We start from the raw sequence: 18218 nt of genomic DNA on the forward strand, positions 1-18218 counted from the left end.
GGGCGAAGACGGAAGAACGGCGGTGGCCGGCACGTGCACACGTGCCGGCCACCGGTGTGTTCACAGGGTGGTCAGGTGCTCCGGCGCCGGCCGCGGAGCGGGCAACGACGGCTCGAAGGGCGCCGGCCCGGGCTCCAGAGCCAGCACCGCGGCGACCGGGTGGTCGTCGTCGACCGGGGCCGGGGCAGCGGGGCCGGACCGCGACAGGGTCACCACGCCCCAGGACGCCAGGCCCGCGCCCGCCGCCGCGAGGAGCAGACCTGCCGCGCCGCCCTGGAGGCGTTCGCCCAGCAGGCTGAGGCCGATCACCGCCGCCGCGAGCGGGTTCGCGAGAGTGACGAGCGCGAGCGGCGCACCGAGGCCGTCCCGGTACGCGGTCTGCGACAGCAGCAGGCCGGCCGTCGCGAACAGCGCCACCAGCAGCGCCACCACGACGACGTGCGCGCTCAGCGGCGCAGCCGAGCGGTCCGTCGCCGCCACCGTCACGGTCTGGGTGAGTGCCGAGGCGACACCGGACGCGAAGCCGGAAGCGGTCGCGTGCCGAAGCCCCGGGCGGGCGCCCGGCCGGGAGAGCAGGCCGATCACGGCGGTGGTCGCCCCGGCCACGGCCAGCGCCTCGGGCAGGCTCAGCACCTCGTCCGGCTCCGGCCCGGACGCCGTCACCAGCAGCGCGGCCAGACCGAGCAGCGTCAGGGCCGTGCCCCGCCACTCCACCCCGCGGACCCGGCGCCCCGCCGCCCGCGCCCCCAGCGGCACCGCGGCCACCAGGGTGAGCGCGCCGAGCGGCTGAACCAGCGTCAGCGGACCGAACTTGAGGGCGGCCACGTGCAGCAGCGCGGCGGAGGCGTTCAGCGCGACCGACCACCACCAGGCGCCGCGCGCCAGCAGCCGGACCACACCGGTCCCGCTCTCCCGGGCGGCGAGCCGCTCCTGAGCCACAGCGGCCGCCGCGTACGCGACCGCGGAGAACAGGGACAGGACGATCGCGAGGACGGCGGCGCTCATCGCCCGGCCCCCACCAGACCGGGTCCGTCGGCGGTCCTGGGCTCCGCGGACCTCGCCGCCGGCACCGCGTGCCGCGCCGCCGGCGCGATTCCCTGCGGTTTCGCCGACGGGCCGGGAACCAGGGCCAGAGCGATGCCCAGCAGAGTCGTCGCCACCACAGCGTCGAGCCAGTAGTGGTTCGCCGTGCCGACGATCACGAGCAGCGTCACCAGCGGATGCAGCAGCCACAGCCACCGCCATCGGGACCGGGTCGCCGCGATCAGGCCGATCGCGACCATCAGCGCCCAGCCGAAGTGCAGCGAGGGCATGGCGGCGAACTGGTTCGCCATCGAGTCGGTCGCCGGCCTGGCCCCGTACACCGTCGGCCCGTACAGCTGCCCGGTGTCCACCAGGTGCCCCATGTGGAGCATCCGCGGCGGGGCGAGCGGAAACGTGAGGTGCAGCGCCAGCGCCGCGCCGGTGACCAGGGCGAGGACCCGGCGGGCCCACAGGTAGTGGTCGGGCCGCCGCAGGTACAGCCACACCAGGAAGGCCGCGGTGGCCGTGAAGTGCACGGCCACGTAGTAGAGGTTCGCGGAGCGTACGAGGGTGTCACCGTGCAGCAGTGCGGACTGCACGGCGCCCTCACCCGGCAGCCGCAGCGCGCGCTCCCAGTCCCAGACGCGGTGCGCGTTGTGGAACGCCTCCACGGTGTGGCCGTTCGCGAGCTGCCGGCCGAACTTGTAGACCAGGAACAGCCCGGCGACGAGAAGGAGCTCGCGGACGAGGGGCGGCCGGTGTATCGCGGCCGCCCCTTCTCCCTCGGGCTCGGTGCGGGAATCCATCCCCGCCCCCCTTTGCTGACAGTACGTGCGTGGGGTGGTGCGTGGTGAGCCCAGGAGGGGACCCACTCGACAGAGGAGTGGGTCCTGTCCAAGGCTCATCGATACGCCAGTGTACCGATACGCTCGCGTACCGGTACACTGGCGTATCGATACACTGGTGTGAAGCGGCCCACCCGGCCGGCACCACGACCGAGGAGCAGAAGCCATGACGTCGCAGGCAGCGGAGGCACCGCAGTCGGCGGCCGCCTCGCGCCGCTCCAAGCTCACGCCCGAGCGCGAGCAGGAGTTCTTCGACGCCGTGCTGGAGCAGATCCGCGAATGCGGCTACGACGCGGTCACCATGGAGGGCGTCGCCGCCGTCACCCGGTGCAGCAAGTCGACGCTGTACCGGCAGTGGAAGACCAAGCCGCAGTTCGTGGCCGCCGCCCTGAGGGCCAGTCGCTGCCCGCGGTTCGCGGGTGTCGACACCGGTTCGCTCGCCGGGGACCTGCGCGCCGTGGCGCGGACCGCGGCCGAGTGGTCGCGCCGGGACACCAAGCTCCACCAGGCCCTCGGCCACGCCGCGATGCAGGACCCGGAGCTCGCGCGGGCGCTGCGCGAAGCACTGGTCGAGCCCGAGGTCAGGGCGTTGCAGGAGATCGTCCGGCGTGGTGTGGAGCGCGGGGAGGTGCCCGCCGGCCATCCGGCGCTCGAGTACGTCCCCGCACAGGTGCTGGGCGTGCTGCGGGTCCGTCCCCTCCTGGAGGGGGAGTACGCGGACGAGGAGTACCTCACGCGCTTCGTCGAGGCCGTGGTGCTTCCGTCCCTGGGGCTCACCTGAGGACCGGGTCGCCGTCCGTGGGATGACCGGACGTCGGCCCGACCGCGCCGCACCGTGGGGACGGGGGCGGCGCGCATCCCCGGCCGGGCGGGGCTCCTTCGGAGCGGAGGGGAGCCCCGCCCGGCCGCATCGCATCGGCCGGGGCGGCAGCCAGGGGGTTCGTCGCCGAACGACTCCCCTAGCCCCCTAGACCCTCTGCCCGGCGCCGCCCGCCGACGACTCCTTGATGCCCTTGGCGATCTGGTCCATGACGGACGGCTTGGGCGCGCCGGACCCGGCGTCGAGGCCGAAGCGTACGACGACGAGCTGCCGGGAGTCGGCGGGCGACGGGAAGACCAGCGACTCGACATAGCCGTCCGTGCCCTTGGCCGTGACGGCCTTCCAGCGGACCATGTAGCCACTCTGCCCGGCCACGGTCACCGCCTCGGAGGCCAGCACCTGGTGCGAGGTGATCCCGCCGTAGGACGCGCCGCCGTAGGACTCCTGGGCGTTCTTGGCGATGTCCTGCTCGGCCGCCGCCCGAGCGGTCGTGGCCGTCAGCCCCTGCTGCTCGGCGGAGGCGGAGTAGGCCCCGCCGGTGTTGCAGGTCTTTGAGGAGTCACCGGGGCACTTGTAGGTGTCGTTCGACTGGACGGCCGCCCCGCCCTCGACGGTCTGGCCGGTCCAGCCGGCGGGCACCGGGATGCTGATGCCGTTGAACGGGTCGGTGGCGTATCCGTCCTCGGTCCCCGGCTGCCCGGACCGACCTGGCGCGGGCTGCTGACCGCCCGAACCCCCGGAACCACCGCCGAAGGGTCCGCCCTGCCCGCCGAACGGCCCGCCCTGGCCCCCCTGACCACCTTGGCCGCCTTGGCCTTCCTGGCCGCCGAAGCCGCCCGGGCCGCCCGGACCCTGGGCGCCCGCGGAGCGGCCGCTCCCGCCGTCCCGCGCGGTGAGCGCGTACACACCGCCGCCTATGCCCGCCAGCACCACGATCGCCGTCACCACGGCTATCCCGGTCCGCACCCCGTGCCCCGCCCGGGCGGGCCCGGCACCGGGGTAGGGGGCGGCGGCGAACGGTCCGCCCGGATACGCGCCGGCGACCGGCGGCTGCTCCGGCGGACCCCACGAGGCGCCCGCGTCCACGGGGCGGACCCGGTCCGTCCACGCCTTGCCGTCCCACCAGCGCTCGGTGGCGGGCCCGTCACTTGTCTGCCCCGGGTCGGGGTACCACCCGGGAGGAGTCACCTGCGTCATGCCTCCACCGTATGAGGTGGGAGTGAAAGGCAGATGAGAGCGCCCGGCCTGGGCGCCCGGCCCACGGTGAGCCGACTGCCCGACTGCCCGACTGCCCGACTGCCCGGGCGCGGCGGCGCCTGGCCGGCCGCGGCGCCGCGTGTCCGTCGTGCCGCACGGCACCACGTGCACGCCGGAATCCGATCGTCGCCGCCAAGGTGGAGAATGCGCTTGCTCCGCACGGACTTTGACGGACCATTACCCGCGCCGGGGCTGGTCGGCGCCCGATCGCGTCGCCCCGGGACGCCTCGCGTCACCCGTCGCGGCAACAGGTGCTCCGACCTCCCTCCACCGAGGCACGGGGACGGCTAGGCTCGATGTCCGTACGTCGTTTGGGCGACCTGGGGAGGTACCGGGATGACGGAGGCACGGCCCGGCGCGGCTGCCTCGGCTTCCCTGTGGGAACGCGACGCGGAGCTCACCGTCATCACCGAGGCGGTCGACGCGCTCCGTGACGACGCGTCGCCCTCGGAGTCGGGGAGTCTGCTGGTGTTCAGCGGGGAGGCCGGCATCGGCAAGACCGCCCTCCTCGCCGAGACACGCCGCATCGCGCAGGAGCGCGGCTGCGCGGTCTGGTGGGCGCGCGGCGGCGAGACCGTCACCGCCGTGCCCTTCAACGTCGTACGGCAACTGCTCCAGCCCGTGCTCCTGTCCCTGATGCCGGAGGAGGCGCGGGAGTACCTGGGCGACTGGTACGAAGTCGCGGGCCCCGCCCTCGGCATAGCGGACCCCGGAGAGCGGCAGGCCGACCCGCAGGGCGTGTGCGACGGCCTGGTCGAGGTCGTCTCCCGGCTCGCCCGGCGGGAGTGGCCGCTGGTCCTCATCGTCGACGACGCCCACTGGGCCGACCAGGAGCCCCTGCACTGGCTGGCCGCCTGCTGCGAACGCCTCGCCGACCTGCGCGTGCTCCTCGTGGTGGCCCTCCGCCCCGGAGAGGCGTCCGGCGAGGGCGCCCGCCACCTCGACGCGATCACCGCGGCCGCCCCCCGCCCGGTCAGCACCCTGAGCGCGCTCACCCCCGAGGCGACCGCCGGACTCACCCGGGCCACCGTCGGCGCGCACGCCGACGCCCCGTTCTGCCGCGAGGTGTGGGCCGTGACCGGCGGCAACCCGTACGAGACCGTCGAACTGCTCGCCAAGGTGCAGGACAGCCAGCTCGACCCGGTCGAGGCGTCGTGCGCCGAGCTGCGCGACCTGAACCGCTCGGCCCGCGGCAACGGCCTCGTCGCCCGCCTGGAGGGCCTCGGCATCGACGCCACCCGGTTCGCCTGGGCCGCGGCCATCCTCGGCACCGGCATCACCCTGGACCTGGTGGCCGAACTCGCCACCATGCGCCCCGAGGAGGCCGCCCGCTGCGCCGAACTGCTCAGCGCCGCCCGCATCCTGGCCGCACCGGATGCGGCGGGCGGCCGGACGGACGGCGCGGAGCTGGAGTTCGTCCACCCGCTGATCGCCAGCGCCGTCTACCGCTCGATCCCCGACGGCCTGCGCACCGCCATGCACGGCATCGCCGCGCGGGTCGTCACCGACTCCGGGCTCGGAGCGGCGGCCGCCTCCCGCCACCTCCTCGAAGTCCACCCGGACGACGACGAGGAACTGGTCGAGCAGATGCGTCAGGCCGCGCGCGAACACCTCGCCGTCGGTGCCCCCGAAGCGGCCCGCCGCTGCCTGGAGCGCGCCCTGGCCGAACCGCCTAGGCCCGAGGTCCACCCGTACGTGCTGTACGAACTGGGCTGCGCCACGCTGCTGACCTCACCGGCCACCACCATCGACTACCTCCGGGCCGCCCTCGCCCTGCCGGGCCTGGAAGGCGACGACCGGGTGGACGCCGTCCACCGCCTGTCCCAGGCCCTGCTGCACAACGACCAGCTCGACGACGCCATCCGCACGGTCGACGAGGAGGCCGCCCGACTGGAACCGGGCCCCTCCCGGATGCGCCTGCAGGCCGTCCACTACATGTGGGAGAGCATCCACGCGGCCGAGGAGGACTCCCCGGCACGCTCCCATGAGCTGGCCGAACTCGCCCGCACCTGCACAGGCAGGGACAACTCCGAGCGGGCCCTGCTCATCCTGCGTGGCTTCGACGCGATGACCCACGGGGAGAGCGCCGAAGAGGTCGTGGAAGTGTGCGACCGCGCCCTCGTCAACGGCCGCCTCGCCCCGGGACTCGGCTGGACCGACACCGAGTGGGGCATCGAACTTCTGCTCATGCTGGGCAGCGCCTACGCCTACAGCGACCGGCTCGACCGGGCCGAGAGCCTGTTCACGGAGGGCCTGCGCGCGTACGAGTCCGCCGGCTGGAGCGGCGGTCATCTCGCCCTGGCCCACGCCTACGTCGGACTGGCGCACCGCAGGCGCGGCCGGCTGCGGGACGCGGAGACCTCCCTGCGCGAGTCGCTGCGCCTCGCCGAGCGCGTCGGGCGCGGGCTGCCCCTGTACTGGTCGGCGACCTGCGGCCTCGTCGACACGCTGCTCGCCCGCGGGCACGTCGAGGAGGCCTGGTCGCTCGCCGAGCGGTACGGCTTCGCACCTCCGTACCCGTCCACGATCGTGCTGCCCGACACCCGTTCCGTGCGCGGCCGGCTGCTTCTTGCCGTCGGGCGGACCGAGGAGGCCGTGGGCGAACTGGAGGCCGCGGAGAAGGCGTGCGCGGGGCGCGGCCACAACACGGTGCTGGCCCCCTGGGCGGGGGACCTCGCGCGGGCACTGGCCGCCGACGATCCGCGGCGTGCGGCGGATCTGGCCGCCGTCGCCCGCCGGCAGGCCGAGTTCCTGGGCACCGACACGGCCATCGGCGAGGCCCTTCGGGTGGCCGCCGCGCTCCAGACCGGGCAGCGTGCGGTGCGCCTGGCCGCCCAGGCCGTGGCGTACCTCGAGGCCTCACCCTGCCAGTACGAACACGCCGCCGCGCTGGTCGAGTACGGGATCGCCACGAGGTCGGTGCCCGAACTCGAACGGGGGCTTGCGCTGGCGGAGTCCTGTGGGGCGGACGGGTTGGCCATCCGGGCGCGGGACGCGCTGGAGGCTGTCGGAGCGCCGTGACCGCGCGCCCCTCGCGGGCGCGCCTACGGGGCCAGCAGTTGATCCGTGACCGCTTCCAGGCGCTTGCGCACCTCACGGTCGTACGCCCTCTCATGCGCCCGCGAAGGACTGGCCCCGTCGAAGTATCCGCCGCTGCCGATTTCCTGCGTCGCCAGAGCCAGCACCCCCGCCGCCCCGTCCGCCACCGTGTTCCAGGGAGCGACCCCCGCCTCGCGGACCATCGCCGTGTCCATGTACGTCGCGGGATGCAGGACGTTCACCGACACACCCGTGCCCTGGAGCTCCTCCGCCAGCGTGAAGGTGTGCGCGGCCAGGGCGAACTTGCTGCGGCAGTACGCCGAGACGCCGCTGTAGCCGCGGGTCAGCTCCGGGTCGTCGAAGTCCACGGGCTCCTGGCCGGCCGAGCCCACGTTGACGATCCGGGCGGGGGTGTTCTGCCGCAGCACCGGCAGCAGGGCGCGGGTGAGGGCGACCGGCGCCAGGTAGTCGACCGCGAGCCGCAGTTCGTGGCCGTCGGCGCTGACCTCGCGCCCGGAGCCGCGCGCGCCGCTGCCCACTCCCGCGTTGTTGATCAGGACGTCCAGCCCGGGGTGCGCCGCGGCGACCTCGTCGCCGAGCCGTCGCACCTCGGCGAGCGAGGCCAGGTCGGCGACGAAACCGTGCGCCTCGCCCTCGGTGCGCAACTCCGCGACGAGCCGGTCGGTGCGGCCCGCGTCGCGTCCGTGGGCGAGGACCACGTGTCCGGAACGGGCCAGTTCGAAGGCGACGTACCGGCCGAGTCCGGAGGTGGCACCGGTGATGAGAACAGTCGACATGCCTCCACCCTAGGCACGCGCGGGCGGCTGTGAGGGGTGCTGCTGAAGCTACGACCAGCAGGGTCACCCTCCGGCCTCGTCCTCCTCCGCGAGCACCCGCTGCGCCACCGCGAACGCCGAGTTCGCCGCCGGCACCCCGCAGTAGACGGCCGTCTGCAGCAGCACCGCGCCGATCTCCTCCGGTGTCAGGCCGTTGCGCCGGGCCGCCCGGACGTGCATGGCCAGCTCGTCGTGGTGTCCGTGCGCCACCAGTGCCGTCAGCGTGATCATGCTGCGTTCACGGCGGGACAGCGTCGGGTCGGTCCAGATCTCGCCCCAGGCGTAGCGGGAGATGAAGTCCTGGAAGCGGGCGGTGAAGGGGGTCTGGCGCGCCTGCGCCCGGTCCACATGGGCGTCGCCCAGGACCTGGCGGCGTACCTCCATTCCGCGCTCCGGCGCTCCGGTCAGGTGCGTACGCATCGCCGCCAGGACGGCCTTCGGGCACTGCGCGGGCGCAAGATGCGAGGCGCCCGGGATCTCGACGAGCGCGGAGCCGGGCACCGCGTCGGCGATCTCCCGCAGATGCGCGGGCGGCGTCGCCGGATCCTGGCGGCCCGCGATCAGCAGCGTCCGCGCGGTGATCGACGCCAGCCGGTCACGGATGTCGAACGCGGCGAGCGCGTCGCAGCAGGCCGCGTACGCCTCCGCATCCGCCTCCCGGTGGTCCTGCACCAGCCGGGGCACGGTGAACCCGGCCGTGAACCAGCGGGAGTCGGCCGTCGCGGCGACCGGCGCCAGCCCCTCGCGGCGAACCAGCGCGGCGCGTTCCTCCCACGGCTTGGAGCCGTTGAAGTGCGCGGACGAGCAGATGACGGCCAGTGACGAGATCCGCTCGGGATGGTGCACGGCGAGGTGCAGCCCCACCGCGCCCCCGAGCGACACGCCGGCGTACGCGAACCGGTCGACGCCCAGCGAGTCCGCGAGCGCCAGGACCAGTTCGGCGAGGTCGGCGACCGTCGCGCCGGGCCCGATGAGGTCCGGGGCCGAGCCTCCGTGGCCGGGCAGGTCCCAGCGGATCACCCGGTGCGTGACGGACAACTCCGGTGCCACCGGGTCCCACAGGGCGTACGAGGTGCCGAGCGAGGGGCCGAGGATCAGCGGGGGAGCGGTGGCGGAACCCTCGATGCGGTGGTGCAGCAGCTTGTCGGTCACGAGCGCTCCAGGGCACGGTCGGTCAGGGCTCCCGCGGAGCCGGTGTACTGGGCCGGGTCGGTGAGGGCGTCGAGGTCGACGTCCTGCAACTCGGCGTTCTCGGCGAGGAGTTCGGCGAGCGTGCGGCCCTCGGTGCGAGCGCGCCGGGCGGCCTCGGTGAGCAGCTCCCTGGCGCGGGCGCGGCCCAGCACCGGCGCCAGCTCCGCCGCCAGCCGCTCGGAGACGATCAACCCGTGGGTGAGGCCGAGGTGGTTGCGCATGGCGTCCGTGTCGACCCGGAGGCCTTCGGCCAGGTGCACCGCGTCGTGCGCGGAGCCGCCCACCAGCCGCAGCAGATCGCGCAGCGGCTCCCACTCGGCGTGCCAGGCTCCGGCCGGACGTTCGTCCTCGGCGGCCAGTGACCCGTAGAGGGTGGCCGCGAGCTGCGGTGCGCGCCGGGCGGCCGCCGCGATCAGTGTCGCCCGTACCGGGTTCGCCTTGTGCGGCATCGCGGACGAGCCACCGCCCGCACCCTCGGCGACCTCGGCGATCTCGGTGCGGGAGAGGGTGAGGACGTCCGTGGCCGTCTTGCCCAGCGCCCCGGCCGTGAAGGCGAGCGCGCCCGCGAGGTCGGCGATGGGGGTGCGCAGGGTGTGCCACGGCAACTCGGGTGCGCGGAGGCCGAGTTCCCGTGCGTACGCGGCCACGAGCGCCGTCGGATCCTGCGCACCGTACGCGGTGAACGCGGCCAGTGTGCCCGCCGCGCCGCCCAGTTGAGCGGGCAGCCCGTCGCGTACGGCCCCCAGCCGGTCCCGGGCGTCCAGCACCAGTGACCGCCAGCCGGCCGCCTTCAGCCCGAACGTCGTCGGCACCGCGTGCTGGGTGAGCGTCCGCCCGGGCAGCACGGTGTCCCGGTGGCGGGCGGCGAGCCGGGCCAGCGCCTCCTGCGTACGCTCCAGATCGGCCAGGACCACGTCCAGCGTGCGCGCGGCGACCAGCATCGTCGCGGTGTCCAGGATGTCCTGGCTGGTGGCGCCCCGGTGGACGTACGGTCCGTACTCCTGACCGGCCGCCTTCGTCAGGTCGGCGACGAGCGGGATCACGGGATTGCCGCCGTCCCGGGCCCGCAGCGCAATGTCCCGGATGTCGAAGCGACCGGACCGGGCCGCCGCGGCCACCGCCGTGGCCGCCTCCCCGGGGACCAGCCCCAGCCCTGCCTGCGCACGGGTCAGTGCCTCCTCCGCGTCGAGCAGCGCCCGCAGATACGCGCTGTCGCTCGTGGCGGACGCGGCGGGGGAGCCGGCCCACCCGGGGGCGAGCAGGCCGGTGCCGGACTCTGCAGAAGTCACCGGAACTCCAGGAAGACCGTCTCGCCTTCGCCCTGAAGGCGGATGTCGAAACGGTACGTGCCGTTGCCCCCGTCCGCCGCGATCAGCGTGTCACGGCGCTCCGGCTCCAGCTGGGCGAGCAGCGGGTCAGCGGCGAGCGCCACCTCGTCTCCGGGGAGGTAGATCCGCGTGAACAGGTGCATCAGCAGACCGCGCGCGAACACGCAGGCGCTGATGTAGGGGGCGCTGCGCCCACGTGCGCCCGGCCGCAGCGTGCGGGCGTACCAGTGGCCGCCCGCGTCGGTCTGGACGCGGCCCCAGCCGGTGAACTCCACCCCGTTGCGGCCCAGGTAGCCGCCGGTCGCCGGATCGCGGCGGATCGAGCCGTCGGTGGTCGGGATGCCGCCCTCCGGGTCCGGGCCCCACAGCTCCACGAAGGCGTCCGGCAGCGGATTTCCCTCGCCGTCGAGGACGTACCCCTGGACGGTGATGGTGTCCGGATGGCCGATCGGCGCGATGTCACCGCCGCCCGGGAACGGCAGGGCGTACCCGTAGAAGGGGCCGACCGTGTGCGACGGGGTGGGCAGCACGCTCTCAGGACTGCTCGTGTCGATCCTCGTCATGGCAGGTCAGCGTCCTTCCTCGATCCAGGTGGCGTGCGGGCCGTCGAGCACGATGTCCCAGTGGTAGCCGAGCGAGAACTCCGGTACCGACAGGCTGTGGTCGTACGTCGCGACCAGCCGCTGCCGGGCGGCGTCGTCCGTCACGGACTGCAGGATCGGGTCGTGGGGGAACAGCGGGTCGTTCGGGAAGTACATCTGCGTCACGAGTCGCTGCGTGAACGCCGTTCCGAAGAGCGAGAAGTGGATGTGGGCCGGGCGCCAGGCGTTCACGTGATTGCGCCACGGGTACGGGCCCGGCTGGATGGTGGTGAAACGGTAGAAGCCGTCGTCGTCCGTGAGGGTGCGGCCGACGCCCGTGAAGTTGGGGTCGAGCGGCGCCTCGTGCTGCTCGCGCTGGTGCGCGTACCGGCCGGCCGCGTTCGCCTGCCAGATCTCGATGAGCTGGCCCCGGATCGGACGTCCGTCGCGGTCGAGCAGGCGGCCCGAGACGGTGATCCGTTCCCCGATGGGCTCGCCCCGGTGGTGCCGGGTGAGGTCGTTGTCGATCTCAGTGATGTCCCGTTCTCCGAAGGCCGGGGACGACAGCTCGACCAGCTCCGGGTCCTTGGTGACGTCGATGGTGACCGGCGGTTGTTGGGGATGCCGCAGCACCGAGGAGCGGTAGGGCGCGTAGTCGCGGCGCGGATGGTGTTCGACCTGCCCGCCGTCGGCGACCCGCTTCTCGTAGGCGGCGTGTTCGGCCGCGATCTCCAGGTCGATGTCCTGCTGAGTGGGAGTCATGGAGGTTCCTAACGCTTCCGTGGCGCGGGGACGAGGGCGAGGCCCTGACCCAAGCCGATGCACAGGGTGGCGACGCCGGTGCCGGAGCCGGGACGGGCGAGCTGGTGGGCGACCGTGCCGGAGAGACGGGCACCGGAGGCGCCGTGGGAGTCCCCCCGCCCGAGCGAAGGCGAGCGTGGGGGAGGGTCCTCGGGCTGCCGTCCTTGGCGGTGTGGGTCATCACGACGACGACGGCCCGCGCTCGTGGAGCGCCTGGATCAACGCGTTCGGCACACCGCTCAGCCCGAACCCGCCCACCGCCGGCGACGCGCCGTCCGGCACGTCGGCCACCGCCTCCAGGGCCGTGGCGACCACCTTGTCCATCCGTGAAGCCCCATCCGTCTTCGAAACCACGAGGACCGCGAATTACTCAGCGCACTGACTATTTCTCCGAGGTCTCAATCACGCTGCCACCCGACGCCTGAGTCGTCAAGAGTCCAGCGAGACCAGTGGATGCGGACCAGAGGCCGAGGCGGCGTACAGGCGGTATTGTTCAGTGCACCAATGGAATGACCGAAGTACGACGGACGGACGCTGAGGAGCGCTCATGGCCGCGGTGGACCTCTCCGCCCACCCCGGGCACCTGGCCCGGCGGCTGCAGCAGGCGCACTACCTGCTGTGGAACACGATGGTCTCGGAGGAGATCACCTCGCCGCAGTTCGCGGTCCTGAACGCGCTCGTCGCCGAGCCGGGCCTCGACCAGCGCACGGTGGGGGAGCGGGTGGGCCTCGACCGGTCCACGATCGCCGAGGTGATCAGCCGTCTCGGCCGGCGCGGACTCCTCGACAAGGTGCGCGACCCGCAGGACGGCCGCCGCTTCATGCTGCGCCTGACGGAGGACGGTGTGCGGACGCACCGCAAGCTGACCGTGCGCACGGCCCGGATGAACCAGGTCTTCCTGGCCCCGCTCACCCCCGGGGAACAGACCCTCTTCCTGGACCTCATCCGCCGTGTCGCGGACGCCGCCGAGTGCCTGCGCAACCCGGCGGAACCCCTCGCGGCCAAGTCCTGATCCCACGGTCCGGGGAGCCAGGAGTCCGCGGAGAAACGTGGGCCGGTCCGCCGCTCGAAGGGTGGGCCCGGGCGCGGTCCGCTGGTCCGTTCAGCGGACGGTGACCACCGCATTCCGGATCGGCGGACCTAGACTGAGGTGCCCCGCGGCACCCCAGACGCGTATCCGCGAAGGAAGGCGGCACACCGTGGACCGGACCCTCGCCACCCGTTCCCCGCACACCTCCGCGGACTGGTGGGTCACCGCCGACCAGGCACGGCACGCGGCCCAGAGCGGCCTCGCGGACGCCGCGACGGCACCCGACCTGCTGCGCACCCTCACCGAGCTGGACCGGGCCCGCCATGAGGCGGGCGTCGCCGTCGGCGCCGCGGTGGAGGCGCTGCTCGCGGGCGGCGTCGCCTGGGAGGCGATCGCGGCGGCTTTGGGGTTCGGCTCGCCCGAGGAGGCCCGCCAGGCGCTCGCCCCCGACCGCCGGGACGCGGGAGCGGCGATCGAACGCCGACTGGGGCGCAGGGCGTAGCCCCGGACAGCCTTCACGCCCGGGCGGGCGTCACCGATCCGCCTTCGTCGGTGGGCGTCATCCGCACCCGCCTTCGTCGGTGGGCGTCACCGATCCGCCTTGGTCGGTGGGCGTCACCGATCCGCCTTGGTCGGTGGGCGTCACCGATCCGCCTTGGTCGGTGGGCGTCACCGCATCCGCCTTGGTCGGTGGGCGTCACCGCATCCGCCTTGGTCGGTGGGCGTCACCGCATCCGCCTTGGTCGGTGGGCGTCACCGAACCCGCCTTCGTCGGTGGGCGTCACCCGAACCCGGCCCCCACCGGCGCCCCACCCGCACCCGCCGCCGGGCAAGTCCGCCGAGTGCCGGACGCCCGGAGGGCCAACGTCCGCCGGACGTCAGTCCGGGACGCCGAGGATCTCCGCGAGGTCGTAGCGCACCGGCTCCTGCAACTGCGCGTACGTACAGCTCTCGGGGGTCCGGTCCGGGCGCCAGCGGCGGAAGCGCGCGGTGTGCCGGAAGCGCTCGCCGTTCTCCATGTGGTCGTACGCCACCTCCGCCACCCGCTCCGGCCGCAGCGGCACCCAGGACAGGTCCTTCTTCCCCGACCAGCGGCTCGGCGCCCCCGGCAGCCGGGCCGTCTCGTGCGCCTCCTCGTCCGACCAGGCCGCCCAGGGATGCCCGGTGACATCGTCCATCCGCAGCGGCTCCAGCTCCTCCACCAGCCGCTCCCGCTGCTTCATCGGGAACGCGGCCGACACCCCCACGTGCTGGAGCGCGCCCCGGTCGTCGTACAGCCCGAGCAGCAGCGACCCCACGACCGGACCGCTCTTGTGGAAGCGGTAGCCCGCCACCACGACGTCCGCCGTGCGCTCGTGCTTGACCTTGAACATCACGCGTTCGTCCGGACGGTAGGGCAGGGAGAGCGGCTTGGCGATCACCCCGTCCAGGCCCGCGCCCTCGTACTGCTCGAACCACTGCTCGGCCACCGAGCGGTCCGTCGTCGCCGGGGCCAGGTGGACGGGCGGCCGCACTCCGGACAGCGCCCGCTCCAGCAGGGCGCGCCGCTGAGCCAGCGGAACGTCGAGCAGCGACTCGTCGCCCAGCGCCAGCAGGTCGAACGCCACGAACGACGCCGGGGTCTTCTGCGCCAGCATCCGCACCCGCGAGTCCGCCGGATGGATCCGCTCCGTCAGCGCGTCGAAGTCCAGGCGGCCCTCCCGCGCGATCACGATCTCCCCGTCCGCCACGCACCGCTCGGGCAGCCGCGCCCTCAGCGCCTCCGCCAGCTCGGGGAAATACCTGGTCAGCGACTTCCCCGTACGGCTGCCCAGTTCCACCTCGGCACCGTCGCGGAACACGATGGCCCTGAAGCCGTCCCACTTCGCCTCGTACTGCATGTCGGGCGGGATAGCCGCCACGGGTTTGGCGAGCATCGGCTTCACAGGGGGCATCACCGGCAGGTCCATGCCTTCGATTCTGCTGCCCGGCGAGGCGGTTCGCCCGGTGTGCGAGGAGGGAGGCGGGCGCCTACCGTGGCTCGCATGGGCGATGCGGTGGAGCTGGAGGTGGCGGGGCGGACGGTACGGCTGTCCAGCCCGGACAAGGTCTTCTTCCCGGAGCGCGGTTTCACCAAGCTCGACCTCGCGCAGTACTACATGGCCGTCGGGCCCGGCATCCTGCGCGCCCTGCGCGACCGGCCCACCACCCTGGAGCGCTACCCGGACGGGGTGACCGGCGAATGGTTCTTCCAGAAACGGGCGCCCAAGAGCATGCCCGACTGGATCCCCACCGCGCACATCACCTTCCCCAGCGGCCGCAGCGCCGACGAGATGTGCCCGACCGAGGCCGGCGCCGTCGTCTGGGCCGCGCAGTACGGCACGCTCACCTTCCATCCGTGGCCGGTGCGCCGCGCCGACGTCGACCGCCCCGACGAACTGCGCATCGACCTCGACCCGCAGCCCGGCACCGACTACGCCGACGCGGTGCGTGCCGCCCATGAACTGCGCGCCGTCCTCGACGAGTACGGCGGGCTGCGCGGCTGGCCCAAGACCTCCGGCGGCCGCGGCCTGCACGTCTTCGTGCCCATCGAGGCCCGCTGGACCTTCACTCAGGTGCGCCGCGCCGCGATCGCCGTCGGGCGCGAGATGGAGCGGCGGATGCCCGAGCACGTGACCATCGCCTGGTGGAAGGAGGAGCGGGGCGAGAAGATCTTCCTGGACTACAACCAGACCGCCCGCGACCGTACCGTCGCCTCCGCCTACTCGGTGCGCCCGAGGCCGCATGCCCCCGTGTCGGCGCCGCTGCGCTGGGAGGAGGTCGACGACGCGGAGCCCCGCGACTTCGACCTCGCGACCATGCCCCGCCGGTTCGCCGAACTGGGCGACGTCCACGCGGACATGGATGACCACGCCTTCTCCCTGGAGGCGCTCCTCGAACTCGCCCGCCGCGACGAACACGACCACGGGCTCGGAGATCTGCCCTATCCGCCCGAGTACCCGAAGATGCCGGGCGAGCCGAAACGCGTGCAGCCGAGCCGGGCACGGCAGGAGCGGAAGCCGGAGACCCCCGGGGGCCCGGCCGCCTCGTGACGCGTGCTGACGTCCCCTGATCAGAGCGCGGACGTCACACGGGTCCCCGACACTTATATGTCGGTATGTCGTCATTACTAAGAAAGTGTCCTTTGTGCGGATAAGCTCGCGCTGTGCCGCTACCGGTCCGACGTTCGCCCCAGCGGCTCTTCTCCATGAATTGCGTACGAGGATGGGGAGTTCCGCATGGACAGACGCAGCTTCCACCGGAGGATGCTGATCGGCGGCGCCGCCGTCGCGACATCGTTGTCACTCGCTCCTGAGGCATTCGCGGACGATGGGGCGCGGACGGCGCCCGCCGGTGGCAGGGAGAGGCACATCAAACTCTTCGCCGCGGAGCTCGGCAAAGGACGGATGGGCTATGGCCTCGCAGGCAAGAAGGCGACCATTCCGGGCCCGGTGATCGAGCTGGTCGAGGGCGACACGCTGTACATCGAGTTCGAGAACCGGCTGGACGTCTCGACGGGCCTGCATGTGCACGGGGTCGACTACACGATCAGCAACGACGGAACGAAGCTCACCAATAGTCTCGTGAAACCCGGCCGCAAACGCACCTACGTGTGGAAGACACACGCCCCCGGCCGCCGCAAGGACGGCACCTATCGGGAGGGCAGCGCGGGCTACTGGCACTACCACGACCATGCCATCGGCACCTCGCACGGCACCGGTGGCGTACGCGCGGGCCTGTTCGGCGGCTTGATCGTGCGCCGTCAGGGCGACATCCTCCCCGACACCACGCACACCATCGTGTTCAACGAGACGTCGATCAACAACGGCAAGGGGCACGCCGGACCCACCTTCGAGGCCGTCGTGGGGGAGCGCGTCGAGTTCGTGATGATCACGCACGGGGACGACTTCCACACGTTCCACCTGCACGGTCACCGGTGGGCGGACAACCGCACGGGACTGCTCGCCGGTCCCGAGGACTCGAGCCCGCTCATCGACACCAGGGTCGTCGGTCCCGGTGCCTCCTTCGGCTTCCAGGTCATCGCGGGTGAGTCGGGCGGCGCGGGCGCGTGGATGTACCACTGCCACGTCCAAAGGCACTCCGACAAGGGGATGGCAGGGCTGTTCCTCGTGCGGAGAGAAGACGGAACGATCCCCGAGTACGACGATTCGTCGCACAAGCACTAGATCCGGGAGCGCTCTCAGCGGTGGGACGGCCGGGGCTATCCTGATCGGCAACCGCCGGGGAGGAGCTCCACGTGACCGAGACCGCGCCGCGCCCCACGCTGGAGGCCGTGGCCGCCCGGGCAGGGGTCTCCCGGGCCACGGCGTCCCGCGTCGTCAACGGCGGCGACGGAGTGCGCGGACCCCTCGTCGAGCGGGTGCGTCGCGCCGTGGAGGAACTCGGGTACGTGCCGAACCAGGCCGCGCGCAGCCTGGTCACCAAGCGGCACGACGCGGTCGCCGTCGTGATCGCCGAACCGGAGACCCGCATCTTCGCCGACCCCTTCTTCGCCCTGCAACTGCGCGGTATCAGCAAGGAACTGACGGCCCACGACTCCCAGCTCGTCCTGCTGCTGACGGAAGGCCGCGCCGACCACGCCCGGGTCGGCCGTTATCTCGCCGGCGGGCACGTCGACGGCGCGCTCGTCTTCTCGCTGCACCTCGAGGACCCGCTGCCCGAGCTGGTGCAGCGGGCCGGGGTGCCCACCGTGTTCGGCGGGCGGCCGGGCTGGGGCGACGGCACCCGCAGCGCCGTCTACGTCGACAGCGACAACCGCGGCGGTGCCCGCGAGGCAGTGCGCCATCTCGTGGGGCTCGGCCGCCGCCGCATCGCGCACATCGCCGGCGCCCTCGACCAGACGTCCGCGGTGGACCGACTCGACGGGTTCCGCGACGTGATGGCCGACGCCGACCCGGGGCTCATCGTGGCGGGGGACTTCACACCCGCGGGCGGCGAACGGGCGATGCGGGAGCTGCTGGTCCGCTGCCCGGATCTGGACGCCGTGTTCGCCGCCAACGACCTGAGCGCCTCAGGTGCCCTGCGGGTGCTGCGCGCCGAGGGCCGCCGGGTGCCCGACGACGTCGCCGTCATCGGCTTCGACGACATGCTGCCGGTCGCGGAACAGACCGACCCGCCACTGACGACGGTCCGCCAGGACATCGAGGAGATGGGCCGTTTGATGGCCCGGCTCCTGCTGCGCGGCCTCGACCGGCGGGGTGACGAGCCGGGAGTGGGCGGCGCTCCGTCGAGCGTGGTGCTGCCGACGACGCTGGTACGGCGGGCGTCGGCGTGACGCCACGGTCGTGAACCGACCGTCACCGTGAACCGGCGTGGATTGCGTCGTACGCCGCCCCCGACACGTCCGGCCGGCGGTGCGCAGGAGTATCCAGTTGCCGGTCGACTGCTCCTTTGGAAGCGGGGCGCGGTGCGTGCGAACAGAAGCCCG

General features: G+C 73.2%; 16 protein-coding genes and 2 pseudogenes. 7 read left to right on the top strand and 11 right to left on the bottom strand.

Annotated elements, in window-relative coordinates; all coding sequences use genetic code 11:
• Window positions 1-60: 60 nt before the first annotated feature.
• Window positions 61-1005 (bottom strand): hypothetical protein, encoded by a 945-nt coding sequence (locus tag ACFYZE_RS07750; protein ID WP_388989942.1) that lies wholly within the window; start codon window positions 1003-1005, stop codon window positions 61-63.
• On the bottom strand, window positions 1002-1829 hold the full coding sequence (locus ACFYZE_RS07755) for a phosphatase PAP2 family protein (protein ID WP_388989944.1): 828 nt from the start codon (window positions 1827-1829) through the stop codon (window positions 1002-1004). The genes ACFYZE_RS07750 and ACFYZE_RS07755 overlap by 4 nt, the downstream gene beginning before the upstream one ends.
• Before the next feature lie 205 nt (window positions 1830-2034).
• Between ACFYZE_RS07755 and ACFYZE_RS07760 the strand changes: the two genes are divergently transcribed.
• Complete coding sequence (locus tag ACFYZE_RS07760) at window positions 2035-2649, top strand: TetR/AcrR family transcriptional regulator C-terminal ligand-binding domain-containing protein (protein ID WP_388989946.1); 615 nt, start codon at window positions 2035-2037, stop codon at window positions 2647-2649.
• A gap of 186 nt (window positions 2650-2835) precedes the next feature.
• Here ACFYZE_RS07760 and ACFYZE_RS07765 read toward each other — a convergent pair whose 3' ends face one another.
• On the bottom strand, window positions 2836-3885 hold the full coding sequence (locus ACFYZE_RS07765; protein WP_388989948.1) for a DUF2510 domain-containing protein: 1050 nt from the start codon (window positions 3883-3885) through the stop codon (window positions 2836-2838).
• Between the two features lie 396 nt (window positions 3886-4281).
• Here ACFYZE_RS07765 and ACFYZE_RS07770 point away from each other — a divergent pair, with 396 nt between their 5' ends.
• The gene (locus ACFYZE_RS07770) at window positions 4282-6966 is read left to right on the top strand and encodes an ATP-binding protein (RefSeq protein WP_388989950.1); all 2685 of its coding nucleotides are present in this window, start codon (window positions 4282-4284) and stop codon (window positions 6964-6966) included.
• 23 nt (window positions 6967-6989) lie between these two features.
• On the opposite strand, the gene ACFYZE_RS07775 is transcribed toward ACFYZE_RS07770, so the two are convergent.
• The 7 genes and pseudogenes from ACFYZE_RS07775 to ACFYZE_RS07805 form a co-directional block, all read right to left on the bottom strand.
• On the bottom strand, window positions 6990-7781 hold the full coding sequence (locus tag ACFYZE_RS07775) for an SDR family NAD(P)-dependent oxidoreductase (protein WP_388989952.1): 792 nt from the start codon (window positions 7779-7781) through the stop codon (window positions 6990-6992).
• A 63-nt stretch (window positions 7782-7844) separates the two neighbouring features.
• Window positions 7845-8972, bottom strand: a complete 1128-nt coding sequence (gene pcaD / locus ACFYZE_RS07780; RefSeq protein WP_388989954.1) for a 3-oxoadipate enol-lactonase — start codon at window positions 8970-8972, stop codon at window positions 7845-7847.
• Window positions 8969-10300 carry a 3-carboxy-cis,cis-muconate cycloisomerase gene (gene pcaB / locus ACFYZE_RS07785; RefSeq protein WP_388989956.1) on the bottom strand — a complete coding sequence of 444 codons (1332 nt, stop codon included), beginning with the start codon at window positions 10298-10300 and terminating at the stop codon, window positions 8969-8971. The genes pcaD and pcaB overlap by 4 nt, the downstream gene beginning before the upstream one ends.
• Window positions 10297-10902: a protocatechuate 3,4-dioxygenase subunit alpha gene (gene pcaG / locus ACFYZE_RS07790; protein ID WP_388989958.1), complete on the bottom strand. Its 606-nt coding sequence runs from the start codon at window positions 10900-10902 to the stop codon at window positions 10297-10299. The genes pcaB and pcaG overlap by 4 nt, the downstream gene beginning before the upstream one ends.
• Window positions 10903-10908: 6 nt before the next feature.
• Complete coding sequence (gene pcaH, locus ACFYZE_RS07795) at window positions 10909-11682, bottom strand: protocatechuate 3,4-dioxygenase subunit beta (protein WP_388989960.1); 774 nt, start codon at window positions 11680-11682, stop codon at window positions 10909-10911.
• Between the two features lie 8 nt (window positions 11683-11690).
• A pseudogene (locus ACFYZE_RS07800) lies at window positions 11691-11831 on the bottom strand (hypothetical protein); the annotation flags it as partial.
• 85 nt (window positions 11832-11916) lie between these two features.
• Window positions 11917-12045 (bottom strand): annotated as a pseudogene (locus tag ACFYZE_RS07805) (CoA-transferase); the annotation flags it as partial.
• A gap of 223 nt (window positions 12046-12268) precedes the next feature.
• On the opposite strand from ACFYZE_RS07805, the gene ACFYZE_RS07810 reads away from it, so the two are divergent.
• A complete protein-coding gene (locus ACFYZE_RS07810; RefSeq protein ID WP_388989962.1) occupies window positions 12269-12733 on the top strand; it encodes a MarR family winged helix-turn-helix transcriptional regulator in 465 nt (154 codons plus the stop codon).
• A gap of 187 nt (window positions 12734-12920) precedes the next feature.
• The gene (locus tag ACFYZE_RS07815) at window positions 12921-13253 is read left to right on the top strand and encodes a hypothetical protein (RefSeq protein WP_388989964.1); all 333 of its coding nucleotides are present in this window, start codon (window positions 12921-12923) and stop codon (window positions 13251-13253) included.
• Window positions 13254-13629: 376 nt separating this feature from the next.
• On the opposite strand, the gene ACFYZE_RS07820 is transcribed toward ACFYZE_RS07815, so the two are convergent.
• Entirely contained in the window at window positions 13630-14700 is a 1071-nt protein-coding gene (locus tag ACFYZE_RS07820; RefSeq protein WP_388989966.1) for an ATP-dependent DNA ligase, read from the bottom strand.
• A 75-nt stretch (window positions 14701-14775) separates the two neighbouring features.
• Between ACFYZE_RS07820 and ligD the strand changes: the two genes are divergently transcribed.
• The 3 genes from ligD to ACFYZE_RS07835 all read left to right on the top strand — a co-directional run bounded on the left by ligD (window position 14776) and on the right by ACFYZE_RS07835 (window position 18065).
• Window positions 14776-15822 carry a non-homologous end-joining DNA ligase gene (gene ligD, locus ACFYZE_RS07825; protein WP_388989968.1) on the top strand — a complete coding sequence of 349 codons (1047 nt, stop codon included), beginning with the start codon at window positions 14776-14778 and terminating at the stop codon, window positions 15820-15822.
• Between the two features lie 186 nt (window positions 15823-16008).
• Complete coding sequence (locus ACFYZE_RS07830; protein ID WP_388989970.1) at window positions 16009-16956, top strand: multicopper oxidase domain-containing protein; 948 nt, start codon at window positions 16009-16011, stop codon at window positions 16954-16956.
• 71 nt (window positions 16957-17027) lie between these two features.
• Window positions 17028-18065 (top strand): LacI family DNA-binding transcriptional regulator, encoded by a 1038-nt coding sequence (locus ACFYZE_RS07835; RefSeq protein ID WP_388989972.1) that lies wholly within the window; start codon window positions 17028-17030, stop codon window positions 18063-18065.
• Window positions 18066-18218 lie beyond the last annotated feature (153 nt).

Source organism: Streptomyces sp. NPDC001796 (assembly GCF_042892355.1).
Lineage (GTDB): Bacteria > Actinomycetota > Actinomycetes > Streptomycetales > Streptomycetaceae > Streptomyces.